The organism is Streptomyces triticagri (genome assembly GCF_003429565.1).
Lineage (GTDB): Bacteria > Actinomycetota > Actinomycetes > Streptomycetales > Streptomycetaceae > Streptomyces > Streptomyces triticagri.
Window position 1 is genome coordinate 17,220 of the sequence record NZ_QUAK01000028.1, and the last position, 17,708, is coordinate 34,927.

At 71.4% G+C, this 17,708-nt stretch carries 17 protein-coding genes, 3 pseudogenes and 1 riboswitch; of the genes and pseudogenes, 11 read left to right on the forward strand and 9 right to left on the reverse strand.

From position 1 onward, the window contains the following. Positions 1-115: 115 nt before the first annotated feature. Complete coding sequence (locus DY218_RS06575; RefSeq protein WP_128554966.1) at positions 116-1,387, reverse strand: metallophosphoesterase; 1,272 nt, start codon at positions 1,385-1,387, stop codon at positions 116-118. A 15-nt stretch (positions 1,388-1,402) separates the two neighbouring features. Beyond that, a complete protein-coding gene (locus DY218_RS34870; RefSeq protein ID WP_233521401.1) occupies positions 1,403-1,642 on the reverse strand; it encodes an SCO4848 family membrane protein in 240 nt (79 codons plus the stop codon). Positions 1,643-1,961: 319 nt separating this feature from the next. Here DY218_RS34870 and DY218_RS06580 point away from each other — a divergent pair, with 319 nt between their 5' ends. Further along, positions 1,962-3,173 carry a D-alanyl-D-alanine carboxypeptidase family protein gene (locus DY218_RS06580; protein ID WP_325051973.1) on the forward strand — a complete coding sequence of 404 codons (1,212 nt, stop codon included), beginning with the start codon at positions 1,962-1,964 and terminating at the stop codon, positions 3,171-3,173. Here the strand turns inward: DY218_RS06580 and DY218_RS06585 are convergent. Beyond that, on the reverse strand, positions 3,121-4,089 hold the full coding sequence (locus DY218_RS06585; protein ID WP_128554968.1) for a YihY/virulence factor BrkB family protein: 969 nt from the start codon (positions 4,087-4,089) through the stop codon (positions 3,121-3,123). The two genes, DY218_RS06580 and DY218_RS06585, sit on opposite strands and share 53 nt — an antisense overlap. Before the next feature lie 192 nt (positions 4,090-4,281). Here DY218_RS06585 and DY218_RS06590 point away from each other — a divergent pair, with 192 nt between their 5' ends. Together DY218_RS06590 and DY218_RS06595 are read left to right on the forward strand one after the other, a co-directional pair. Continuing rightward, positions 4,282-5,631, forward strand: a complete 1,350-nt coding sequence (locus DY218_RS06590; protein WP_128554969.1) for an FAD-binding protein — start codon at positions 4,282-4,284, stop codon at positions 5,629-5,631. Between the two features lie 52 nt (positions 5,632-5,683). Further along, positions 5,684-6,439, forward strand: a complete 756-nt coding sequence (locus DY218_RS06595; protein ID WP_128554970.1) for a decaprenylphospho-beta-D-erythro-pentofuranosid-2-ulose 2-reductase — start codon at positions 5,684-5,686, stop codon at positions 6,437-6,439. A 58-nt stretch (positions 6,440-6,497) separates the two neighbouring features. Here the strand turns inward: DY218_RS06595 and DY218_RS06600 are convergent, their stop codons facing one another. Beyond that, positions 6,498-7,079 (reverse strand): 2'-5' RNA ligase family protein, encoded by a 582-nt coding sequence (locus DY218_RS06600; RefSeq protein WP_128554971.1) that lies wholly within the window; start codon positions 7,077-7,079, stop codon positions 6,498-6,500. Positions 7,080-7,227: 148 nt separating this feature from the next. Next, positions 7,228-8,262: a tryptophan--tRNA ligase gene (gene trpS / locus DY218_RS06605; RefSeq protein WP_128554972.1), complete on the reverse strand. Its 1,035-nt coding sequence runs from the start codon at positions 8,260-8,262 to the stop codon at positions 7,228-7,230. Positions 8,263-8,422: 160 nt separating this feature from the next. On the opposite strand from trpS, the pseudogene DY218_RS34875 reads away from it, so the two are divergent. The 4 genes and pseudogenes from DY218_RS34875 to DY218_RS06620 form a co-directional block, all read left to right on the forward strand. Beyond that, positions 8,423-8,606: pseudogene (locus DY218_RS34875) on the forward strand (siderophore-interacting protein); the annotation flags it as partial. Between the two features lies 1 nt (position 8,607). Next, a pseudogene (locus DY218_RS06610) lies at positions 8,608-9,117 on the forward strand (RNA polymerase sigma factor); the annotation flags it as partial. A 5-nt stretch (positions 9,118-9,122) separates the two neighbouring features. Beyond that, on the forward strand, positions 9,123-10,022 hold the full coding sequence (locus tag DY218_RS06615) for a hypothetical protein (protein WP_233521403.1): 900 nt from the start codon (positions 9,123-9,125) through the stop codon (positions 10,020-10,022). A gap of 148 nt (positions 10,023-10,170) precedes the next feature. Then, positions 10,171-10,968 carry a hypothetical protein gene (locus DY218_RS06620; protein WP_128554973.1) on the forward strand — a complete coding sequence of 266 codons (798 nt, stop codon included), beginning with the start codon at positions 10,171-10,173 and terminating at the stop codon, positions 10,966-10,968. A 71-nt stretch (positions 10,969-11,039) separates the two neighbouring features. On the opposite strand, the gene DY218_RS06625 is transcribed toward DY218_RS06620, so the two are convergent. After that, positions 11,040-12,506, reverse strand: a complete 1,467-nt coding sequence (locus DY218_RS06625; protein ID WP_128554974.1) for a glycine hydroxymethyltransferase — start codon at positions 12,504-12,506, stop codon at positions 11,040-11,042. A gap of 30 nt (positions 12,507-12,536) precedes the next feature. Further along, positions 12,537-12,623, reverse strand: a riboswitch (ZMP/ZTP riboswitch). A gap of 151 nt (positions 12,624-12,774) precedes the next feature. Here DY218_RS06625 and rocD point away from each other — a divergent pair. Then, a pseudogene (gene rocD / locus DY218_RS06630) lies at positions 12,775-13,971 on the forward strand (ornithine--oxo-acid transaminase); the annotation flags it as partial. 124 nt (positions 13,972-14,095) lie between these two features. Here rocD and pdxR read toward each other — a convergent pair. Next, the gene (pdxR, locus tag DY218_RS06635) at positions 14,096-15,517 is read right to left on the reverse strand and encodes a MocR-like pyridoxine biosynthesis transcription factor PdxR (protein ID WP_233521404.1); all 1,422 of its coding nucleotides are present in this window, start codon (positions 15,515-15,517) and stop codon (positions 14,096-14,098) included. Between the two features lie 91 nt (positions 15,518-15,608). Here pdxR and DY218_RS06640 point away from each other — a divergent pair, with 91 nt between their 5' ends. Next, positions 15,609-16,139, forward strand: coding sequence for a carboxymuconolactone decarboxylase family protein (locus tag DY218_RS06640; RefSeq protein WP_128554976.1), 531 nt, complete (start codon positions 15,609-15,611; stop codon positions 16,137-16,139). 17 nt (positions 16,140-16,156) lie between these two features. Continuing rightward, positions 16,157-16,645 carry a carboxymuconolactone decarboxylase family protein gene (locus tag DY218_RS06645; protein WP_407703568.1) on the forward strand — a complete coding sequence of 163 codons (489 nt, stop codon included), beginning with the start codon at positions 16,157-16,159 and terminating at the stop codon, positions 16,643-16,645. A 15-nt stretch (positions 16,646-16,660) separates the two neighbouring features. Here the strand turns inward: DY218_RS06645 and DY218_RS06650 are convergent, their stop codons facing one another. Both DY218_RS06650 and DY218_RS35680 read right to left on the reverse strand, forming a co-directional pair. Next, complete coding sequence (locus tag DY218_RS06650; RefSeq protein WP_128554978.1) at positions 16,661-17,278, reverse strand: hypothetical protein; 618 nt, start codon at positions 17,276-17,278, stop codon at positions 16,661-16,663. Positions 17,279-17,296: 18 nt separating this feature from the next. Next, entirely contained in the window at positions 17,297-17,401 is a 105-nt protein-coding gene (locus tag DY218_RS35680; protein WP_407703569.1) for a hypothetical protein, read from the reverse strand. Between DY218_RS35680 and DY218_RS34445 the strand changes: the two genes are divergently transcribed. Further along, on the forward strand, positions 17,379-17,546 hold the full coding sequence (locus tag DY218_RS34445; protein WP_199566645.1) for a hypothetical protein: 168 nt from the start codon (positions 17,379-17,381) through the stop codon (positions 17,544-17,546). The genes DY218_RS35680 and DY218_RS34445 overlap by 23 nt on opposite strands. Positions 17,547-17,708: the final 162 nt, after the last annotated feature.

Consider the following 17,708-nt stretch of genomic DNA (forward strand, 5'->3'; position numbering starts at 1 on the left):
GCACACGTCGGGCACACGATGGTGCGATGCGGAAGCGGGCGCTGTCATCCCGCAGGGGATCAAGTGCGGGGCGCGTGGCTTGTTTCCGGCGGTTCGGGTGCCGCCGGGGGCGGGATCAGGCCTGTCGGGAGGCGAGGGTGACGACCGTGATGTCCGAGGGGGCGCCGACCCGGACGGGCGGTCCCCAGGCTCCGGCGCCGCGGGTCACGTACAGCTGGGTGTCGCCGTAGCGCTCGAGGCCGGCCAGCGTCGGGTTGGCCAGGTCCGCGATGATGTTGCCGGGCCACATCTGGCCGCCGTGGGTGTGTCCGGAGAGCTGCAGGTCGACGCCGTGCTTCACCGCGTCGTGGATCATCACGGGCTGGTGGGCCAGCAGCACGGAGGCCCGGGAGGTGTCGCGGTCGCCGAGCGCCTTGTCGTAGTCGGGGCCCTGGTCCTGGCTCTCGCCGGACACGTCGTTGACGCCCGCGAGGTCGAAGTCGCCGATGGGGACGCGGGCGTTCTCCAGGGGGTGCAGGCCCAGTTCCCGTACGTGGTCGACCCATTCCTCGGCCGCGTCCGAGATGTACTCGTGGTTGCCGGTGACGAAGAACGAGCCGTGCCGGGCCTTCAGCTGCGCCAGCGGCTCGGCGGCGGGGCCGAGATCGGCCACGGTGCCGTCGACGAGGTCGCCGACGACGGCGACCAGATCGGGCCCGGTGGCGTTGATGGTGTCGACGATGCGCTGGGTGTGGCCGCGGCCCAGGACCGGGCCGAGGTGGATGTCGCTGACGACGGCGATCCGGAAGCCGTGGGCCCGGCGCGGGAGTCGGGCCAGCGGCACGGTGACCCGCTTGACGGCGGGACCGCTGAGCACGTTGTACGCACCCGCCCCGACGGTCGCCACCGCAGCGGCGACGGCGGCACCACCGACGACCCGGGAGACGAAGAGGCGGCGGGAGGGCGAGGGCACGGGGGCGGCGGGCGCGGGTGCGGGATAGGGCTCGGCCGCCGGTACGGGCACGGGTTCCGCTTCGGCCGCGGCGGGCACGGTCACCGCTCCGGTGTCGTCCGCGCGGCGCGCATCGCGGCGTTCCAGGAACCTGCGCAACAGCGGCCGGGCGCCCTCTCCGACGATCAGCGCGAGGCTCACGTAGATGAAGAACGCCATCCACAGATAGCCCGGCCACGACACGACCTGCTGGACCCGGAACGGCGCACCGGCCCGCCCGGAGCCCGGCGCCGCGACCAGCAAGGCCGGTCCGGCGATGAACACGGCCGTGCCGATCCGCCGGGGCACCGATCCGGCGGCGGTGGTGTCACGGACGAGGCGCCGCCATCCGTACCAGTGCAGCGCGACGAGCGCCGCGAGCACCGCCACCGCGGCGATCACGAAGACTGCGACCACGTCCAGGGCTCCTTGTCAGCTTCGGCGCAGTGCGCGCAGTCCACGGAACCCGATGGCCCCGACCACCGTCCCCAGGACAAAGGACGTCACGGCGAGCAGCAGATGCACCCAGAAGTACGCGGTCGGGTCACCGGCGTCGTCGAAGGCGAGCCCGCTTCCGTCCTTCCAGAGATTCTTGACGAAAGTGACCCAGATGACCCAGCTCCAGACCCCGAAGGCGAGCAGGAACCAGGACACCGGACGGCTGAGCTTCATACCTTCAGTATCTCCGGGGCCCTGGTGGAGCCTCCGCCGGGGTGGGCTCGACGACCGGAGCGGTCCCGACTGCCAGAGCGGTCTCGATGACCGGAGCGGTCACGAAAAGAGTGATTGTCGTACGACACAGGGCACTCCGGGGGTCCCAAGCCGAGGGACGCCCTGTACGTTCTCGATCGTGCCTGCATCGAGAGCGTCTGCTTTGACCGCCACTGCGCCCAGTTCTGCGCCAAGTACTGCGCCTTCTTTGTCGTCTGATGCCCGTTCTGCCGGCGGTCCGGCCACCGGTGCCGCGGCTTCCCGGGTCACGAAGGGTGCGGTGACGATCGTCTCCGCCGCGCTGCTCGCCGTATCCGCCGCCGGTCCGGCGCTCGCGGACGACAAGCCGGGCGGGAAGCCGAAGCAGCCGAAGCCCCCGTCGTCGATGTCCTCCGTGGGCGGCGCCCGGCTCGGCCAGCCCGGCACCCAGGTGAACCTGGGCACGAAGACCCCCGTCCTGCCGAAGAAGGTCACCGGCCGCTCCTGGATGGTGTCCGACGCGGAGACCGGCGACATCCTCGCCGCGCACAACGCGCACTGGCGGCTGCCGCCCGCGAGCACCCTGAAGATGCTGTTCGCCGACACCGTGCTGCCGAAGCTCCCGAAGGACCAGGAGCACAAGGTGGCGCCCACGGACCTGGCGGGCATGGGCGAGGGCAGCAGCCTGGTCGGCGTCAAGGAGGACCACACCTACTCGGTGCACGACCTGTGGCTCGGCGTCTTCCTGCAGTCCGGCAACGACGCGGTGCATGTGCTCTCCGCGATGAACGGCGGCGTCGACAAGACCGTCCAGGACATGAACCGGCACGCGGAGCAGCTGCAGGCCCTCGACACCCACGTCGTCAGCCCGGACGGCTACGACGCCAAGGGCCAGGTCTCCAGCGCGTACGACCTCTCCCTGATCGCGCGCTCGGGGCTGCAGAAGAAGGACTTCCGGGAGTACTGCTCGACGGCCACCGCGAAGTTCCCCGGCGACGGCAAGGGCAGGAAGCGCGAGTACTTCGACATCCAGAACACCAACCGGCTGCTCACCGGCGCCGACGGCGTCACCCCGTACAAGGGCATCGCGGGTGTGAAGAACGGCAGCACCACGCACGCCGGCACCACCTTCACCGGTGTCGCCGAGCGGGACGGCAAGGTGCTCCTGGTGACGGTGATGAACCCGGACTCGGACGAGTCGCAGGCCGTCTACAACGAGAGCGCGCGGCTGCTCGACTGGGGCTTCGCCGCGGTCGGCAAGGTCGATCCCGTCGGCGAGCTGGTCGCCCCGAAGGGCGCGGCGGGCGATGCGGCGTCCAAGGGCGCGCACGGCAAGCCGCACAGCAAGGGCACGGGTCAGGCGTCCGCCGCCGCGAAGGGTGACGACTCGGGCGGGCTCGGCATCGCGCTCGCGATCACCGGCGGTGTGCTCGCCGTGATCGGGGCGGGCGTCTTCGTCGTCAACCGCCGCTGGCCGCTGCCGGACCTGGTCCGCCGGCTGCCCCGCCGCTGACGCCCTCGGCGCTCTCCTCCTCCGCGGTCTCGTCCTCGGCGGTCTCGTCCTGCTCGGGGTGCGTGACGGACTTCGTCGCCGTCCAGGCCGCGCAGAAGAGCAGCAGCTTCGCGGTGAAGTTGATCCACAGGAGCAGCGCCACCGGCACCCCGAACGCCCCGTACATGGACCGCGCCGCCACCTCGCGCATATAGCCGCCGATCAGCAGCTTGAGGAGTTCGAAGCCGACCGCGCCGAGCAGCGCCGCGACCACGAGGCGGCGGCGCGGCGGATGCACCCCGGGCAGCAGGCTCAGGACGTACAGCAGGATCAGGAAGTCGGCGAGCACGGCGAGGGCGAAGGCCACCGTGACCAGCAGTCCGCTGCCCGCCCAGGTGTCCTCGACGCCGGCCTGGCGGGCGGTCCAGCTCGCGGCGGCCGAGCCGAAGTACGAGGCGCCGAAGGAGGCCAGGCCGGTCAGGCCGAGGCCGCCGAGCACGGCCGCGTCGGCGGCCTTGCGCCGGATCGCGTTCTCGTCCTCGTCGACCTCGGGCTTGCCCCACACCGCGCGCAGACAGCCGCGCATCGATCCCACCCAGTTGATACCGGTCAGGAGCAGGGCGCCGCCGGCGAGCAGGCTGACCGTGCCGGCGTTCTCCACCAGGGCGGAGATGTCCAGTTCACCGGCGATACCGGGGACCTGTTCGGCGAGGGTCTCCTCGACCTTGTCCACCTGACTCTCGCTCAGGAACATCGCGGCCAGCGCCGCACCGACCGTGACCAGCGGGAACAGCGCGAGGAAGCTGATGAACGTCATCGCCGCCGCGAGCCGCGACCACTGCGCCGCGTCGAGGGTCTCGTACGACCGCCACGCGTGCGTGCCCATCAGGCGAGTGGCGAGCGGTCCGATGACCGGGAGCTTCTTGAGCCAGTCCATGATTTCTGCCTTCCCCGTCCGGCCTGCTCGACTCTGCCGTGATCCGGTCCGCCGTGGTCCGGTCTGTCGCTGTCCGGCCGATATCACTACCGCAATACCGGGTGACACTCCCTTAATCACGCATTTTGGCCATCAGCGGTCGCGAGTGTCATAGATCCGGCAATTCGCCCGACGGCCGGTAGCGTCGCCCCCATGTCTGCCGACTCGGTTTCCGTCACGGGCTGGGGTCGTACGGCCCCCACCAACGCCCGCCTGATCCGCCCACGCACACACGAGGAGACGGCCGCCGCCGTACGGGACGGCGGGGCGCGCGGCAGCATCGCACGCGGACTCGGCCGCGCCTACGGCGACTCCGCGCAGAACGCCGGCGGCTGCGTCCTCGACATGACCGCCCTCGACCAGGTCCACTCCATCGACTCGTACGCGGGCACGGTCGTCTGCGACGCGGGCGTCAGCCTGCACCGGCTCATCGAAGTGCTGCTTCCGCTCGGCTGGTTCGTGCCCGTCACCCCCGGGACCCGCTATGTGACCGTCGGCGGAGCCATCGGCGCCGACATCCACGGCCGCGATCACCACGGGTCGGGGTCGTTCAGCCGGCATGTGTCCTCGCTCGAGCTGCTGACCGCGGACGGCTCCGTACGCACCGTGGAGCGCGGCACCGAACTCTTCGACGCCACCGCCGGCGGGATGGGCCTGACCGGCATCGTGCTCACCGCGACCGTCGAACTCACCCAGGTCCGCACCTCGTTGATGACCGTCGACACCGAACGGGCCAGCGACCTCGACGACCTGATGGCCCGTCTCACCGCCGGCGATCACCAGTACCGCTACTCCGTCGCCTGGATCGACCTCCTCGCGCGCGGGACGTCGATGGGCCGATCCGTGCTGAGGCGCGGCGACCACGCGCCCGTCGACGCACTGCCCGCCCGCGCGCGCAGGGAGCCGCTCGTCTACCGCCCGAGACGACTGCCGTCCGCCCCCGCGCTGGTCCCGGAGCGGCTCCTGGGGCGCGGGTCGGTCGGCCTGTACAACGAACTCCGCTACCGGCGTGCGCCCCGCGCCCGCACCGGCGAACTGCAGAAGCTGTCCACGTTCTTCCATCCGCTCGACGGGGTGCCGCACTGGAGCCGGGCGGCCGGGCGCAGCGGGATCGTCCCGTACCAGTTCGTCGTCCCATACGGGCAGGAGGAGGCCCTGCGGCGCATCGTGGGGCGGCTGTCCGAGCGCGGCTGCCCCTCGGTCCGGGCCGTACTGAAACGGTTCGGCGAGGGCGATCCGGGCTGGCTGTCCTTCCCCGTGCCCGGCTGGTCGCTGGCGCTCGACCTGCCCGCCCGGATGTCCGGGCTTGCCGCGTTCCTCGACGAACTCGACACCGAGGTCGCGGAGGCCGGCGGGCGCGTCTACCTCGCCAAGGACGCCCGGCTGCGGCCCGAACTGCTCGCCACCATGTACCCGCGCCTGGACGCCTTCCGCGCGCTGCGCGCCCATCTCGATCCGCGGGGCGTCTTCACCTCGGACCTGGCCCGCCGGCTGGCGCTCTGAGCCTCTTCGTCCTCTCCCCCAAGCCCGGATATCCGAGTCAGGAGCCCCTGTCATGAAGGACGCCTTCGGCACTCCGCAGTCCCTGCTCGTGCTCGGCGGGAGCTCCGAGATCGCTCTCGCCACCGCCCGCAGGCTCATCGCCCGGCGCACCCGCACCGTCTGGCTCGCCGGCCGGCCCTCCCCCGCCCTCGAAGCAGCCGCCGAGGGGCTGCGGGCGCTCGGCGCCGACACCCGCACCGTCGCCTTCGACGCACTCGACACCGAATCGCACGCCGAGGTGCTCGGCAAGGTCTTCGCCGAGGGCGACATCGACCTGGTGCTGCTCGCCTTCGGCGTCCTCGGCGACCAGGACCGCGACGAGGCCGATCCGCTCGCCGCCGTCCGTGTCGCACAGACCAACTACACGGGGGCCGTCTCGGCCGGTCTGATCTGCGGCACCGCACTGCAGGCCCAGGGCCACGGCTCGCTCGTCGTGCTCTCCTCCGTCGCCGGTGAACGCGCCCGCCGGGCCGACTTCATCTACGGCTCGAGCAAGGCCGGGCTCGACGCGTTCACCCAGGGCCTCGGCGATGCGCTGCATGTGTCGGGGGTGCATGTGATGGTCGTACGCCCCGGATTCGTACGGTCCAGGATGACGGCGGGCCGGCCCGATGCGCCGCTCGCGACCACGCCCGAGGCCGTGGCGACCGCCATCGAGCTGGGGCTGCGGCGGCGTTCGGAGACGGTGTGGGTGCCGGGGACGCTGCGGCTTGTGATGTCGGCGCTGCGGCACACTCCACGCGCGCTGTTCCGGCGGCTGCCGGTGTGATGGGGCGACGGGTGCCGGGGGTCCCTTAGGCCGGGGCCCGTAGGCGCAGGACGTACGGTCAGCAGGCGGGCAGTGAGCCGCGGACGTCACGCCCGGCGGACTGCGGCGGAATCGTCGGCCCGCCGAAGCTGAACTCGCGCAGCTTGCGCCACACCGAGTCGGCGCCCTGCTCGTACAGCGCGTACCCCGTGCACGGCCAGGACGCCTCGTAGTCCGAGAGCTCCTCGTACGCCCGATCCATCGCCTCGTCGTCGATGCCGTGCGCCACCGTCACATGCGGGTGGTACGGGAACTGCAGCTCACGGGCGATCGGCCCGGAGGCGTCCCGCACCTGCTTCTGCAGCCACGTGCAGGCGTCCGCGCCCTCCACCACCTGCACGAAGACGACGGGCGACACGGGCCGGAACGTCCCCGTACCCGAGAGGCGCATCGGGAACGGACGGCCCGCCGCGGCGACCTCCGCCAGATGAAGCTCGATGGCCGGCAGGGCGGCGGCGTCCACCTCGGTCGGCGGCAGCAGGGTGACGTGGGTCGGAATGCCATGCGCCGCGGGATCACCGAAGCCCGCGCGCCGCTCCTGGAGCAGGCTGCCATGAGGCTCCGGGACCGCGATCGAAACGCCGAGCGTTACGGTCCCCACGTCGTTGTCCTCCATCTGTGGTCGGCAGGGGCTGCCCGGGGTGCAGGCGCTGCCAGTGTCTCCGGCGCCCGCGTCACCCGGCCAGGGTCGTCCGTCCTGTCCACCGGCGGGCCAGGAGTCCTCCCGGCCCGCCGGACACTCCGTCCGGTCAGTGCTTGGCGGGCACGAAGCCCACCCGGTCGTAGGCCTGGGCGAGGGTCTCGGACGCGACGGTCCGCGCCTTCTCCGCGCCCTTCGCCAGGATCGAGTCGAGCGTCTCCGGGTCGTCCAGGTACGCCTGGGTCCGCTCCCGGAACGGCGTCACGAACTCCACCATGACCTCGGCCAGGTCCGTCTTCAGCGCACCGTAGCCCTTGCCCGCGTACTTCTGCTCCAGTTCCGGGATACCGGCACCGGTGAGGGTGGAGTAGATCGTGAGCAGGTTGCTCACACCCGGCTTGGCCTCGGCGTCGAAACGGATCTCGGTGTCCGTGTCCGTCACCGCGCTCTTGAACTTCTTCGCGGTCGCCTTCGGCTCGTCGAGCAGATTGACCAGACCCTTGGGGGTCGACGCCGACTTGCTCATCTTGACCGACGGGTCCTGGAGGTCGTAGATCTTGGCGACCTCCTTGAGGATGTGCGGCTCGGGGACCTTGAAGGTCGCACCGAAGCGGGAATTGAAGCGCTCCGCGAGATTCCGCGTCAGCTCCAGGTGCTGGCGCTGGTCCTCACCGACCGGCACCGCGTCCGCGTCGTAGAGCAGGATGTCGGCGACCATCAGCATCGGGTACGTGAAAAGGCCGACCGTCGCCTGGTCGGCGCCGTGCCGCGCCGACTTGTCCTTGAACTGGGTCATCCGGGAGGCCTCGCCGAACCCTGTGATGCAGTTCATCAGCCAGGCGAGCTGCGCGTGCTCCGGCACGTGGCTCTGGACGAAGAGCGTGCAGCGCTCCGGGTCGAGACCGGCGGCGAGCAGCTGCGCGGCCGCGAGCCGGCTGTTCGCCCGCAGTTCCGCCGGGTCCTGCGGGACCGTCACGGCATGCAGGTCCACGACCGAGTAGAAGGCGTCGTGGGTCTCCTGCAGAGCGACGTACTGACGGATGGCGCCGAGGTAGTTGCCCAGGTGGAACGAGCCCGCCGTGGGCTGGATGCCGGAGAACGCACGAGGGCGGCGCTGCGAGGTGGAGGGACGATCAGAGGCCATGCGGCCCATTGTCTCAGGTGGCGGGGACCGGTCCGGGCGTTGGTGGGGGAACGTCTCGGAAGGGGGCCGGGGACCCGCCTCCGGGACTCCGCCGCGACCGCTCGGGAAAATGCCTGTCTCGAAGTGGGAACCCCGCGCCCGGCAGCGGTGTATCACCTCTGTGAGAACGCGGGAGGGGGGCCACATCATCAGCGATGAGGCCGCGATCATCGAGCGGGTGCGCGCCGGAGAGCCGGAGGCGTACGCGGAGTTGGTGCGCGCCCACACCGGCATCGCCCTGCGGGCCGCGCGGGCACTCGGAGCGGGAGCGGACGCGGAGGACGCGGTGCAGCAGGCATTCCTCANATCGCCCTGCGGGCCGCGCGGGCACTCGGAGCGGGAGCGGACGCGGAGGACGCGGTGCAGCAGGCATTCCTCAAGGCGTACCAGTCGCTGGGGCACTTCCAGGACGGCCGGTCGTTCCGCCCCTGGCTCCTTCAAATCGTGGCAAATGAGACAAAAAACACGGTCCGATCGGCCGGCCGCCTGCGAGCGGCCACCGACCGGGAAGCGGCATTCCTGCCCTCCGAGCCGGCCATACCCGAGTCCGCGGACCCGGCCGTGGCAGCGGTCGAAGTCGAGCGGCGCGCGGCCCTGCGCCGCGCCCTCGCCCGACTGAGCCGGGACCACCGCCTCGTCGTCACCTACCGCTACCTCCTCGAGATGGACGAGGCGGAGACGGCGGAGGCGCTCGGCTGGCCCCGCGGCACGGTGAAGTCCCGGCTGAACCGCGCTCTGAAGAAGCTCCACCGACTGCTGCCGGGACCGGCGTCCGGAGCACCACGGCACGACGTACCGCACAGGGAGAGGAGGTGAGAGGCATGACCGACGAGGACGGGGCCGACCAGGGACCCGACGACGCACCTGCGGATGCAGATACAGGTACGGGTGCAGATACCGGCACAGGCACAGGCACAGATGCTGAACTGCGCCGTGAGCTCGTCGAGTTGGGCCGGCAGATGCGCGGCCCCGACCTGCACGGCGAGACGATGGCCGAGCGGGTTCTGGCCCGCATAGTCGCCGACTCGATCCCGACACCGGCCCTCGTGACGCCCGGCCGCACGGAGCGCGTACGCGGCTGGTTCCGGCGGCACCGGCGCGGTGTGACGGCGACCCTGTGCGGTCTGCTCACGGTCACGGCGGTGACGCCGCCCGTCCGGGCGGCCGTCGCCGACTGGATCGGCTTCGGAGGCGTGGCCGTACGCCATGACCCGTCGGCGAAGGCGCCACCGTCCGATGCTCCGCCTTCCGGACAGGGGCACGGATGCGCAGGGCTGCTCACGGTGGCCGACGCCACCCGCCTGGCCGGGTTCGCTCCCCGCCTGCCGAAGAAGCTGGGGCCACCGACCGCCGCATCCGTCACCATCCACGGCCCGGGGTACCGCCGCGTCCTGACCCTGTGCTGGGAGAGGGACGCCGCCCCGATACGCCTGGAGCAATTCCCGGCCACGCTCGACCCGTTGTTCTGGAAGACGTCCCCCGCCCCGTTCGAGACGATCCGCACGGCGGAGCTCAACGGCCTGTGGTTCCCGGAGCCACACACCTTGCAGCTGCGCCTCGTCGGCGAGGACGGCCACCACTACCACCGGACGACCCGCCCCGCCGGCCCGACACTGATCTGGCAGACGGGCGACCGCACCCTGCGCCTGGAGGGCGAGACGTCACGGGAGCGGGCGGTGGGGATCGCGCGGAGCGCGAGCGGTGACGGAGGGGCACCGTAGCGGTTCGGTCGGTAAGTCTCGGAAAAGTTTGTCGAGTTGGGAACCCGGGGCGGCCGGGCGGTGTACCAGAGGTGGAACCGGGACCGCTCGGCCGCAGTTGGGTCGTGGTCCCGATCGGCGGAGTGCTTCTGAGGGGGCGTGAGGGCGTATGTACTACCGAAGGGTCCGGGCCGGCCTGGCCGGCGCACTGTCCGTGGCTGCGGCGGCGTTGGCGCTCGTACTGACCGGCGCCGGGCCGGCCGCGGCGGGAGGGCCCACGAGTGTGCTTCTGTCTTCGCCGAGCAATGGGCAGACGGCTTCGCTGTACTACACGGAGAAGGAGTACGGGCGGTTGGAGAAGGCCCTCGGTCCGCCGGAGGGCGCGGCGCCGTCACCCGGGAAGCAGCCGGGGCTGGCCGCTGCGATGGACGCTCCCCGGGTCAATGTGACGTGGATGGTGCACGACACCCGGCCCTGGCGGGTGGACCAGGTCCATCCCCCGCGGTCCGGGGCATCGGGCATCGTCTGGATCCACACCACGACCTATCCGGTCGAGGAGGGTGCGGGTTACTGGCACGAGGCGAAGGACGGGAAGCGGCTGCTGGCTCTGCTGGACCGGCTCAAGGTCCTCGACAAGGATCCGGCGGCCAAGGCCGAGGGCCCGGCTGTGGCGGGCTCACCGGGGACCACGGATCGGGGCGGCACCGCGAGCCCGAAGGCCGGCGCGCAGGCATCCGGGGCGGGCGCGGAACGGGCGGGCGGTGACGGCGAGTTGTCGGTGGCCGACGGCACGACGGGCTGGTGGTGGGCGATACCGGGCGCCGGAGCCGGGGCCGCCCTGGCGCTCTCCATACGCCAGGCCTTGCGCGGCAGCACCGGGATGAGCGCAAGGCTGAGGAGGAGGCATCCCGACGACGGGGACGACGACGAACGGGGCCTGCCCCGCCAGGAGTTGATCGACAACTGACGGGGCGGACCCGGGTGGCCCGCCCGCGGGGGCGGGGCACGCTCGCTCGCGATCGGGTGCCGGGCGAGCTGTCAGCTCAGGTCGATTCCCGGGTAGAGCGGGAAGCCGCTGAGGAGGTCGGTGGCCCGCTGGGAGACCTCGTCGGCGGTCTTCTCCTCCAGGACGTGCTGGGCCTTGGAGGGGATGCCCTTCTTGGTGGTGCCCGGCTGGGTGGCGGAGAGCACGGTGTCGATGAGGCCGGCGATCTCGTCCATCTCGCCGGTGCCGAGGCCGCGGGTGGTGAGGGCCGGGGTGCCGATGCGGATGCCGGAGGTGTACCAGGCGCCGTTGGGGTCGGCGGGGATGGCGTTGCGGTTGGTGACGATGCCGGAGGCGAGCAGGGCTGCCTCGGCCTGCCGGCCGGTGAGACCGTAGGAGGAGGCGACGTCGATGAGGTTGAGGTGGTTGTCGGTGCCGCCGGTGACGAGGGTGGCGCCGCGGCGCATGAGGCCCTCGGCGAGGGCGCGGGCGTTGTCGACGACGCGCTGGGCGTAGTCGCGGAAGCTGTCCTGGCGGGCCTCGGCGAGTGCGACGGCCTTGGCGGCCATCACGTGCGGCAGCGGACCGCCGAGGACCATGGGGCAGCCCCGGTCGACCTGGTCGGCGAGGGAGGAGTCGCAGAGGACCATGCCGCCGCGTGGTCCGCGGAGGGACTTGTGGGTGGTGGTGGTGACGATCTGGGCGTGCGGTACGGGGTCGAAGTCTCCGGTGAGGACCTTGCCGGCGACCAGGCCCGCGAAGTGGGCCATGTCGACCATGAGGGTGGCGCCGACCTCGTCGGCGATCTCCCGCATGATGCGGAAGTTCACCAGGCGGGGGTAGGCGGAGTATCCGGCGACGATGATCATGGGCCGGAAGTCGCGGGCGGTGGCGCGGAGGGCCTCGTAGTCGAGGAGGCCGGTCTCCGGGTCGGTGCCGTAGCTGCGCTGGTTGAACATCTTGCCGGAGATGTTCGGGCGGAAGCCGTGGGTGAGGTGGCCGCCGGCGTCGAGGGACATGCCGAGCATGCGCTGGTTGCCGAGGTCGCGGCGGAGGGTTTCCCAGTCCTGTTCGGTCAGGTCGTTGACCTGGCGGGCGCCGGCCCGCTCGAGCGCGGGGGCCTCGACGCGCTGGGCGAGGACGGCCCAGAAGGCGACGAGGTTGGCGTCGATGCCGGAGTGGGGTTGGGCGTAGGCGTGCTGGGCGCCGAAGAGTTCGCGGGCGTGCTCGGCGGCGAGGGCCTCGACGGTGTCGACGTTGCGACAGCCGGCGTAGAAGCGGCGGCCGATGGTGCCCTCGGCGTACTTGTCGCTGAACCAGTTGCCCATGGTGAGGAGGGTCGCGGGCGAGGCGTAGTTCTCGCTGGCGATGAGTTTGAGCATCTCGCGCTGGTCGGCGAGTTCCTGGCCGATGGCGTCGGCGACGCGCGGCTCGACGCCGCGGATCACTTCGAGCGCGCTGCGGAAGGCGGTGGATGCGGTGGCGGCAGTGGCCTCGGCGGGCTGCGGCACGTGGGACATGACGGACGGACCTCCGGACGGAGTGGTTCGCGGGTCGGCCCAGGCGCACGGCACTCGGTCGGCGGGCCGCTCCCCGATGGTCGATCCCATCCAAGCGCGCCAGTCACGGCCCTGCCGTGCACCTTACCGGGGTCAGCCGGGCGAGGTTTCTTGGTCCAGTATTCGAGCGACGATAGGGATGGGGCGACACCCAGCCCGCCAGGGTCGCGTCGCGGTCATCACGGTGGCCCCTCCGACGCGTCCGAGCCGCATGACGAACGGAGATCCCGTGTCTCGTACGGAAGATTCCATCGCATCTGCCGAGGCGCACAGTGCGCACAACTACCACCCGCTGCCCGTGGTCGTGGCGTCCGCGGAGGGCGCGTGGATGACGGATGTCGAGGGCCGCCGCTATCTCGACATGCTGGCCGGATACTCGGCACTGAACTTCGGTCATGGCAACCGCCGGCTGATCGGTGCGGCGCAGGCGCAGCTGGAGCGGGTGACGCTGACGTCCCGGGCGTTCTTCCACGACCGGTTCGCGGAGTTCTGTACGCAGCTCGCGGAGCTGTGCGGCATGGACATGGTGCTGCCGATGAACACGGGCGCGGAAGCGGTGGAGACGGCGGTGAAGACGGCTCGCAAGTGGGGTTACCGCGTCAAGGGCGTGCCGGACAACATGGCGAAGATCGTCGTGGCGGCGGACAATTTCCACGGCCGTACGACGACGATCGTCAGCTTCTCGACGGATGCGGAGGCGAGGGCGGATTTCGGTCCGTACACGCCGGGGTTCGAGATCGTTCCGTACGGCGATCTCACGGCGCTGCGGGCTGCTGTCACGGAGAACACAGTGGCGGTGCTGCTCGAGCCGATCCAGGGAGAGGCCGGTGTGCTCGTGCCGCCTGCGGGCTATCTGCAGGGAGTGCGGGAGGTGACCCGGGAGCGGAATGTGCTGTTCATCGCGGACGAGATCCAGTCGGGTCTGGGCCGTACGGGGCGGACGTTCGCGTGTGAGCACGAGGGTGTGGTGCCGGACATGTATGTCCTGGGCAAGGCGCTGGGTGGCGGTGTGGTGCCGGTGTCGGCGGTGGCGGCGTCGTCGGAGGTGCTGGGGGTGTTCCACCCCGGGGAGCACGGGTCGACGTTCGGGGGGAATCCGCTGGCGTGTGCGGTGGCGCTGGAGGTGATCGCGATGCTGCGGACCGGGGAGTTCCAGGAGCGGGCGACGGAGTTGGGTGAGCACCTCCATCGTGAGTTGGGGTCGCTCGCGGGTTCGGGTGTGGTGCGGGCGGTGCGGGGTCGCGGTCTGTGGGCGGGGGTGGACATCGATCCGGCGCACGGTACGGGGCGGGAGATCTCGGAGCGGTTGATGCGGCGGGGGGTGCTGGTGAAGGACACACATGGTTCGACGATCCGGATCGCTCCGCCGCTGGTGATCAGTAAGGAGGATCTGGACTGGGGACTTGATCAGTTGCGGGCGGTGCTTCTGGACTCGTCCGGCTCGACTGGCTCGATTGGCTCGATTGGCTCGACTGGCTCATCCGGTTCATCCGGTTCATCCGGCTCGTAGGGGTGGGTGCGGTGGCCGGGCGCTCGGCGGCCCGACACGTTCAGGCTCGCAGTGCTGCACAGAGGGCCTCGAGGGCGCCCGGCCAGGCGTGGTCGGCGGGTGTGCCGTAGCCGACGACGAGGCCGTCGCGCGGGGGCAGGGCCCCGGTCGGGTGGCGGAAGCCGGTGAGGCCGTTGACGGCGAGGTTCTGCCAGGCGGCGGCGCGGACGGTGGACTGTTCGGTGCCGGGCGGGAGTTCGAGGACGGCGTGGAGCCCGGCGGCGATGCCGCTGACGGTGACATGGGGTGCGTGCTCGGCGAGGGCGGTGACCAGTTCGTCGCGGCGGCGCCGGTAGTGCAGCCGGCCGGCCCGTACGTGCCGGTCGTAGGCGCCGGAGGTGAGGAACTCGGCGAGGGTCAGCTGGTCGAGGGTGCTGCATGACCAGTCGATCCGGCCCTTGGCGGCGGCGACTTCGCCGACGAGCCGGCCGGGAAGCACCATCCAGCCGATGCGCAGTCCGGGGGCGAGTGCCTTGCTTGCGGTGCCGAGATGGACGACGTGGTCGGGGTCGAGGCTCTGCAGGGCGCCGACGGGTTGGCGGTCGTAGCGGAATTCGCCGTCGTAGTCGTCGTCCAGGAGCAGTCCGCCGGTGCGGCGCGCCCAGTCGACGGCGTCGCCGCGGCGCTGGGGCGACAGGGGCATGCCGAGCGGGAAGGAGTGGGCGGGGGTGAGGAGCGCGGCGCCCGCTTCGAGGGCGGGCAACTCGTCGACTCGGGTGCCGAGTTCGTCGTAGGCGAGGGGTGGCAGGCGCAGGCCGGCGTCGGTGAGGAGCTTGCGGTGCAGGGCGAAGCCGTAGGACTCGACGGCGATGTTGGCGACGTGCCGGGTGCGCAGGACCGAGGCGAGGAGGGCGAGGCCGTGGACGAATCCGGAGCAGATGATGATGCGGTCGGGGTCGGCGTGGACGCCGCGGGCGCGGGAGAGGTAGTCGGCGAGGGCGGTGCGCAGCTCGATGCGGCCGCGGGGGTCGTTGTAGCCGAAGGCGTCGTTGGGTGCGTCGGTGAGGGCGCGGCGGGCGGCCTTGAGCCAGGCGGCGCGGGGGAAGGTGGCGAGGTCGGGGGAGCCGGGTTTGAGGTCGTGGGTGACGTGGCCGCGGGTCCGGCCGGGCGTGGCCGAGGCGGCGGGGCCGGGCGCGGCGCGGGTCGCGACGCGGGTGCCGGAGCCTTGGCGCGCGGTGAGCCAGCCTTCCGCGACGAGGTCGCCGTAGGCGTCGGCGACGGTGTTGCGGGCGATGCCGAGGTCGGCGGCGAGGGTGCGGGACGCGGGGAGTCGAGTGCCCGGGGTGAGGCGGCCGGTGCGTACGGCGTTGCGGAGTGCGTCGGTGAGGCCTTTGCGTACGCCGGTGGTGGTGAGGTCGAGGTGGAGGTCGACGCCGAGGTCGGTGGGGGTGGCCGGTGCGGTGCGGGCCGGTTTGCGGGTCACTTGGAGTGCAGCCTCCGGATCGGGATTGGCCCAGCGGATCTGTACGGGAATGGACCATACCCATGGGCTATTCCGTTCGTAGGGTCGAGGCATGACGAACAACGACCGTGGGAACGACACACGGGCCACCACCTCCGCCCAGGCCACCGTCACCGAACGGCCGGCGCGGCTCGCGTGGGCGAAGCAGGCGCCCGAGGTGTACAAGGCGATGCTCGGCCTGGAGAAGGCGGTCGCCGAGGGGATCGACCCGGTGCTGCTCCACCTGGTGAAGATCCGGGCTTCGCAGATCAACCACTGCGCGTTCTGCCTCGACATGCACAGCAAGGACGCGCTCGCGCAGGGCGAGACGGTGGAGCGCATCGTGCAGCTCGGGGCGTGGGAGGAGTCGCGGCACTTCTACACGGCCCGCGAGGTGGCCGCGCTCGAGCTGACGGAGGCGGTGACGGTCCTCACGGACGGGTTCGTGCCGGACGCGGTGTACGAGGCGGCGGCCGAGCACTTCGAGGAGGGCGAACTCGCCCATCTCATCGCGGCGATCGCGACGATCAACGCGTGGAACAGGTTCGGGGTGACCGCGCGGATGACGCCCGGCCACTACCACGCCGCGTCGGCGCAGCACTGACGGGGGCGCACGTGAGCATCACCACCGATTCCGTTGCCGCCGAGCCGAGTTCGAGGGCCGGCAGGTCGCGTACGAACCGTCTTCCGGCAGGTTTCGCCGCCGCCCTGCAGGCCGCGGGCGCCGCCGCGAAGCGAGGGCTCGGGGACGCGATCCTTGCCGAACTGGTGCAGGTCCGGGCCTCCCAGATCAACCGGTGTGCGTTCTGCCTCGACATGCATCTCGCGCTGGCCCGCAAGGCCGGCGAGAGCGAGCAGCGCCTCGACCTGCTCAACTCCTGGGCGGAGACCGAGGGTTACTACACGCCTCGGGAGCGGGCCGCGCTCGCGCTCACCGAGTCGGTCACCCTGCTCACCGAGTCCTACGTCCCGGACGAGGTGTACGAGGAGGCGGCCCGCCACTTCGACGAGCCCGAACTCGCCCACCTCATCGCCCTGATCACGGTCATCAACACCTGGAACCGCCTGATGGTCGCCCGCCGCATCGCTCCGGGCGGCAAGCCCTGGTGACCTCGCGGTACGGGCTCACTCGGTGACGGGACCCCGCTGGGACAGGGTGACGAAGCGGGCCGCGCGCTTGCGGTACTTGAGCTGGATGTGGAAGTGCTCGACGGCGGGGACGCCGCCCGTGCCGTCCGGAGTGCCGGCCGCCGCGATGGCAAGGCGTCTCCCGTCGCCGGACAGCGACGCCGTCGCGGTCGCCGTCGCATCGGCGAGACCGTACTGCCACAGCCGGCCCGTCGGGTTGCCGGTGAGGCGGTTCCGGCCGTACGCGACGAGCCGGGTGCCCGTCAGTACGAGGACGCGGCTGTCGGGCACGAACCAGTAGGGGCGGCCCCGGGTGGCGGCGCGGACGGGCAGCATCATGGTCACGGTCTCCCCGGTCGGGAGCTGCGCCCTGATGCAGCGGGCGAGTTCGTCGTCGTCCCAGCCGGGGAAGGTGACCGCGGCCATGACTCCGAAGCCGGCCGCGAAGACGACCGCCTTCCCCAAGTCCCGGTCGCCCCAGGGCAGTACGAACTCATTGAGCACGCCGAGCCCGAAGTAGATCGCCCCGAAGACGAAGGCGGCGAGCACCCGCCGCCGCATCGGCGTACGCCCGGGCCGCCACCCGAGCCGCGCCTTCGCCCCACTCACGCCCATCGACGCCCCCCTTGCGATCTACGATCCATACGATGCCGGCGAATCTCCCCCGCCGTATCCTCCCCCACCCACACGCCTCGCCGTATACCGCCGAGCCTTCGTGCGATTCCCACACACCCGCATCGAGCACCAGCGTCGGCTGCGGCTGACGCCCGCGGTGGTCAACGGGATCTTCGCTCATGCCGGGGCGGACGGCACTCCCGCCGAGGCCGACGGCATCCCCGCCGGGGCGGACGATCGCCGGGCGGTGGTGGTGCGTGCGGAGTGATCCCCTGCGCCCAGGGCTCTGCACACGCCTCAGGACTCTTCACAAGCCCCAGGGCTCTGCACAAGCGGACGGTTAACAACAGGTAAGGATTTACCCAGGCGCGGCATCCGTCGGAATAGTCGCCCGGGGAAACAGGTTCCTTCTGCACGTATCCGCCGGCCC

What these genes read in the sequence shown, in the direction of transcription:
- DY218_RS34870 (WP_233521401.1), bottom strand. Translation starts at nt 1,642, where the DNA reads ATGAAGCTCAGCCGTCCGGTGTCCTGGTTCCTGCTCGCCTTCGGGGTC.
- DY218_RS06585 (WP_128554968.1), bottom strand. Translation starts at nt 4,089, where the DNA reads ATGGACTGGCTCAAGAAGCTCCCGGTCATCGGACCGCTCGCCACTCGC.
- DY218_RS06590 (WP_128554969.1), top strand. Translation starts at nt 4,282, where the DNA reads ATGTCTGCCGACTCGGTTTCCGTCACGGGCTGGGGTCGTACGGCCCCC.
- DY218_RS06595 (WP_128554970.1), top strand. Translation starts at nt 5,684, where the DNA reads ATGAAGGACGCCTTCGGCACTCCGCAGTCCCTGCTCGTGCTCGGCGGG.
- trpS (WP_128554972.1), bottom strand. Translation starts at nt 8,262, where the DNA reads ATGGCCTCTGATCGTCCCTCCACCTCGCAGCGCCGCCCTCGTGCGTTC.
- DY218_RS06615 (WP_233521403.1), top strand. Translation starts at nt 9,123, where the DNA reads ATGACCGACGAGGACGGGGCCGACCAGGGACCCGACGACGCACCTGCG.
- DY218_RS06620 (WP_128554973.1), top strand. Translation starts at nt 10,171, where the DNA reads ATGTACTACCGAAGGGTCCGGGCCGGCCTGGCCGGCGCACTGTCCGTG.
- DY218_RS06625 (WP_128554974.1), bottom strand. Translation starts at nt 12,506, where the DNA reads ATGTCCCACGTGCCGCAGCCCGCCGAGGCCACTGCCGCCACCGCATCC.
- DY218_RS06640 (WP_128554976.1), top strand. Translation starts at nt 15,609, where the DNA reads ATGACGAACAACGACCGTGGGAACGACACACGGGCCACCACCTCCGCC.
- DY218_RS06650 (WP_128554978.1), bottom strand. Translation starts at nt 17,278, where the DNA reads ATGGGCGTGAGTGGGGCGAAGGCGCGGCTCGGGTGGCGGCCCGGGCGT.
- DY218_RS35680 (WP_407703569.1), bottom strand. Translation starts at nt 17,401, where the DNA reads ATGCGGGTGTGTGGGAATCGCACGAAGGCTCGGCGGTATACGGCGAGG.